General features: G+C 41.0%; 5 protein-coding genes. 2 read left to right on the forward strand and 3 right to left on the reverse strand.

Going from position 1 to position 4,399, the window contains the following annotated elements; genetic code table 11:
* On the forward strand, positions 1 to 618 hold a 618-nt coding region (locus ACPC57_RS11305; protein ID WP_434066989.1), incomplete at its 5' end, for an IS3 family transposase.
* A gap of 58 nt (positions 619 to 676) precedes the next feature.
* Here ACPC57_RS11305 and ACPC57_RS11310 read toward each other — a convergent pair.
* Genes ACPC57_RS11310 through ACPC57_RS11320 form a run of 3 tightly spaced genes read right to left on the reverse strand, consistent with a single transcriptional unit; the run spans position 677 to position 3,243 of the window.
* Entirely contained in the window at positions 677 to 1,405 is a 729-nt protein-coding gene (locus ACPC57_RS11310) for a pseudouridine synthase (RefSeq protein ID WP_418126974.1), read from the reverse strand.
* Positions 1,396 to 2,046, reverse strand: a complete 651-nt coding sequence (locus ACPC57_RS11315) for a GNAT family N-acetyltransferase (RefSeq protein WP_277837396.1) — start codon at positions 2,044 to 2,046, stop codon at positions 1,396 to 1,398. Before ACPC57_RS11315 ends, ACPC57_RS11310 begins: the two co-directional genes overlap by 10 nt.
* A 36-nt stretch (positions 2,047 to 2,082) precedes the next feature.
* Positions 2,083 to 3,243, reverse strand: a complete 1,161-nt coding sequence (locus ACPC57_RS11320) for an MFS transporter (RefSeq protein WP_274504502.1) — start codon at positions 3,241 to 3,243, stop codon at positions 2,083 to 2,085.
* A gap of 131 nt (positions 3,244 to 3,374) precedes the next feature.
* On the opposite strand from ACPC57_RS11320, the gene def reads away from it, so the two are divergent.
* Entirely contained in the window at positions 3,375 to 3,989 is a 615-nt protein-coding gene (gene def, locus ACPC57_RS11325; RefSeq protein WP_434066990.1) for a peptide deformylase, read from the forward strand.
* Positions 3,990 to 4,399 lie beyond the last annotated feature (410 nt).

Genomic DNA, 4,399 nt, shown 5'->3' on the forward strand with positions numbered 1-4,399 from the left:
CAACGGCTGATGAAGGAGCTAGGATTGACTGCTCGTATTCGTCGACGTAAGAAATACAAGTCTTACAAGGGGGATGTAGGCAAGAAATCTCCCAATCTCATTGAAAAAATCTTTGAAGGAGCTAAGCCTTTTGAGAAGTGCTATACAGATGTGACTGAGTTCACTCTGCCAATTTGTTCTGAAAAACTCTATCTATCACCTGTTCTGGATGGCTATAATAGCGAAATTATTGCTTTTGCCTTGTCACGTTCTCCCAACCTCATACAAGTCAAGACTATGCTTGATAAAGCCTTTCCTGAGGAAACTTACCCAAATACCATTCTCCATAGCGACCAAGGTTGGCAATACCAACATGAAGCTTATCATCGTTTTCTTGCCAGTAAAGGCATACGTCCGTCCATGTCTCGCAAGGGAACTAGCACGGATAATGGCATGATGGAGTCCTTCTTTGGCATTTTGAAAACAGAAATGTTTTACGGATTTGAGAAGAATTTCAAGTCACTGGACCAACTAGAGCAAGCTATCACTGGTTATATTTTTTACTACAACAATAAACGCATTAAAGCAAAACTAAAAGGACTTAGTCCTGTTCAGTACAGAACTAAATCCTTTCACTAATATTTTTTGTCTAACTTTTTGGGGTCAGTACAAATCGGAAGCGAGTCTTTTTTATCATCTATAATTCCACACCAAACACTTCTAATTGCTTCAATTCGTCAGCTGTTAATCTACGGTATTTTCCAATCGCTAGTTCGGAGTCCAACCATAAGGGCCCCATTGATATCCGTTGCAAATCCGTCACCATCTTACCACAAGCCTGCACCATCCGTTTGACCTGGTGAAACTTTCCTTCTCGGATGGTAATGTCAACCAGTGAAGTTTCTTTAGCCTCATCTGTCGATAGGATAGTCAACTGGGCTGGCTGACAGGTAAAATCTTTTAGATCAATTCCTGCCGCAAATCGCGCGACATCCTCTTGGGTCATGATTCCGTCAATCTGTGCACGGTAGAGTTTATCAACATGTTTTTTAGGAGAGAGCATGGCATGGGCTAATTTGCCATTATTAGTCAAAAGGAGCAAGCCATGGGTATCGATGTCCAAGCGTCCAACTGGAAAAACTTCCTTATGTTGAGCTATTTCATCCAATAAATCTAAAACAGTCCGATGGTGGTCATCTTCAGTTGCTGAGATAACTCCTTTGGGTTTATTGAGAAGGTAGTAAACAAATTGTTCATGATGGAGAATGTCGCCAGCTACTGCTACCAGATCCACCTGTTCATTTATTTGTTGTTTAGGAGACGTCTCTACTTGGCCGTTGACTGTGACTTGCTTGTTTTTCAGGAATTTCTTGACCTCTGTCCGACTACCAACACCACAGTCTACCAAAAATTTATCTAATCGCATGCTAATTTCTTTTCCATTCTGACACATTCATAGTGGTTTCCACCACAAACTTGAATACTATGACCGTTTACAGAAAATCCAACTGCCCGAAAGAGAGCTTGAGCTCGTTGGTTACATATGGCTACACTTAGGCTAAGTTGCTCTGGATGATAATGTTCAACAATGTAGTCTTCAATCGTCTGATAGAAAGATCTGCCATTTCCTTGTCCCATCAAAGACGGCTTCATCCCTAAGTGAAGGCTGAGTTCCTTATCAACTTGCTCCACTTGAAAGTAACCCATGAGGGCTGCATTGCGAATGACTGCAAAAAACCGGTCTCCACGCGCCTCTGGCGTTATGAACTGGGTATACGTTTCTGATTGAGAGCTCACTGAATAAAAATCATATGGCGACGGATACTGCCACTGGTTGGCAATTTCCAACGCCAAATCTTGCGGTAAAGACATTACGTAAAAGTAATCCATCTTCCGAAAATTTTTAGCAAGATTTTTAATTCGTCGGTTCTGAGTAGCAACATCGTCTGTCTGATAGACATAGTCAGCATAACCCAATTGATAAGAAGGGATCATTTCATTAAAAATCAGCTGGACATCTTCAGGGAAACGCAACATTAATTGATTGAGTCGATTGTTTTCTAACATAAGACCATTATACCAAAAGGAGCGGAAATCCACTCCCTATTTCTTTATTTGTTGATAGATTAAACCTGCACTTATCAAAGCGCAACCGATAGCATAGATACCAAAGGCACCAGTTGGTGTTGGGTTGAGTTTTTCCAGAAAGGTTGGTAAGATTGCAGATGTTGCCCCACCAATATTACAGCCCATCAAAACAATCGTCATTACTGTATTAAGAAGAGCTTTGCTTGCTCTGTCCGTTACTTGGCTGAAAACTATGGTCAGAACGATACTGTAGAAAAATCCTGATACCATACCGCCGAGGCCTAACACCCAAAGATTATCCGCAAAGGCAATGCCGATAACTGCGAATCCAAAAATTACATAGGAAACTGCTAAAAGCCAGTCCTTCAAGCGGCCAACCAAGCTACTAAAAACCGTCCCTGCCACAATCCCCATTATTTGCATCAAACTGAGAATCAGACTAGCTTGCTGAGCAGTCCCAATTCCCTTGTCCAAAACAATCTGTGGAATCCGAATGGTCAAGAAAGTATTGACATTGATAACAAAGAAAGCCAAAAATGCGAGGTATATTCCCATTTGCCACATTTTCTTATCCAGTTTGACCTTAGAACCACTATCATTTTTTAACTCGCTATGTGCCACAAACTCTTCTTGGGGTACAAACAATAAAAAGAGGGCTAAAACAACCAAAGCAAAGAGATAGACCATAAAGGCTGGTTGCCAGCCAAATTGAGTCAACCAACCCACCAATAGGGTCAAGCCTGCACTTCCCAACACTTCTGCCGAGCCGCGCAATCCCATCATCTGCACACGTTCTTGACCAGTGAAAAAATTACCAATAATGTTAATGGCTCGTGCATTTATCAGACCAATCCCTAATCCCAGCAAAATCCTAGCCAAGAAAATCATTGGGAAGGCCGACAAAAACATAGGCATGGAACCACCGATAGCAAGGAGTAACAACCCAAGAATGATAATATTCCGTTCAGAAATAAATCGAACAATCAGACCATTCATCAAGAGGGCTGCCATAATAGCAAACGAGGTAACTGTAATTAAGTTTTCTACTTGACTGGCCGCAATCCCTTCTCGGGCAAAATGGTCAATCATCTGTGGAATAGCAGGGGATACTGCAAATGTTGATACCAGCATGGTGGATAAGGCCAACAGACTGGCTTTTTCTAAAATTCTTTTCATAATACTCCCTTTCAACGTTCGTCTTTTACTATAGTATAGCAGATTTACTACAGAATAGATAGGCGAGTGAAGCTTTTATTCTCTCTCATTTCATGCTATACTTATTTTAATAATACCCAAAGGAGAGAAGTATGTCTATAATTGAAAACCTTACAAAACCTGCCCATTTGATTGACATGGATGACATCATACGTGAAGGGCATCCAACCCTACGCCAAGTTGCAGAGGAAGTCCAATTTCCACTTTCTGATCAAGAAGTGATTTTAGGTGAGAAAATGATGCAATTCCTCAAACATTCTCAGGATCCTGTCATGGCTGAAAAAATGAAACTCCGTGGCGGAGTTGGTCTTGCAGCTCCCCAATTGGATGTTTCTAAACGCATCATCGCTGTTTTAGTACCAAACCCAGAGGACGAGGAAGGACATCCACCTGCCCAAGCCTACTCTCTACAAGAAGTATTGTACAATCCTAAAATCGTGGCTCATTCTGTCCAAGAAGCGGCTATGGAAGGGGGCGAAGGTTGCCTATCTGTTGACCGCGAAGTCCAAGGCTACGTAGTCCGCCACGCGCGTGTGACTGTTGATTACATGGACAAAAACGGAGAAAAGCACCGCATCAAACTCAAAGGCTTTAATGCAATCGTGGTCCAACACGAAATCGACCACCTCAACGGAGTCATGTTCTACGACCGCATTGACCCGGAACACCCATTTGACGTTAAAGAAGGCATGCTGGTGATTGAATAAACTTAAGAAACTGACTGAATCTATTTTCAGCCAGTTTTTCTTTTCTATAATAAGTAGCGTTATACACGAAGTCAAAAAATATTTTACAGTCTCGACTTTTACGTCCTTTTACAAAATATTTTTGAGATGAGCACTATTCCTAGGACAATATTTATTGGTAATCCAATTAATATTGTTTCAGGAATGAGAGCTGACAATAAACGGTAATAATCCACTGGAGCAACTTTTAATATGTCTCCTGAAGTTATTCCTAACACTATGAAACAACCATATAAAACAATTGCTAGGTATTTCAAATACGATGAATAGGTTACACTAAACTAGACAGAATTTATAAAGTGTTCTACACTAAAGAAAAGAGGAGAACAGATATGTCTAGAAAAATTCGCCGTTACTTCACAGATGACTTC

Source organism: Streptococcus sp. VTCC 12886 (assembly GCF_049893425.1).
Classification (GTDB): domain Bacteria; phylum Bacillota; class Bacilli; order Lactobacillales; family Streptococcaceae; genus Streptococcus; species Streptococcus suis_AA.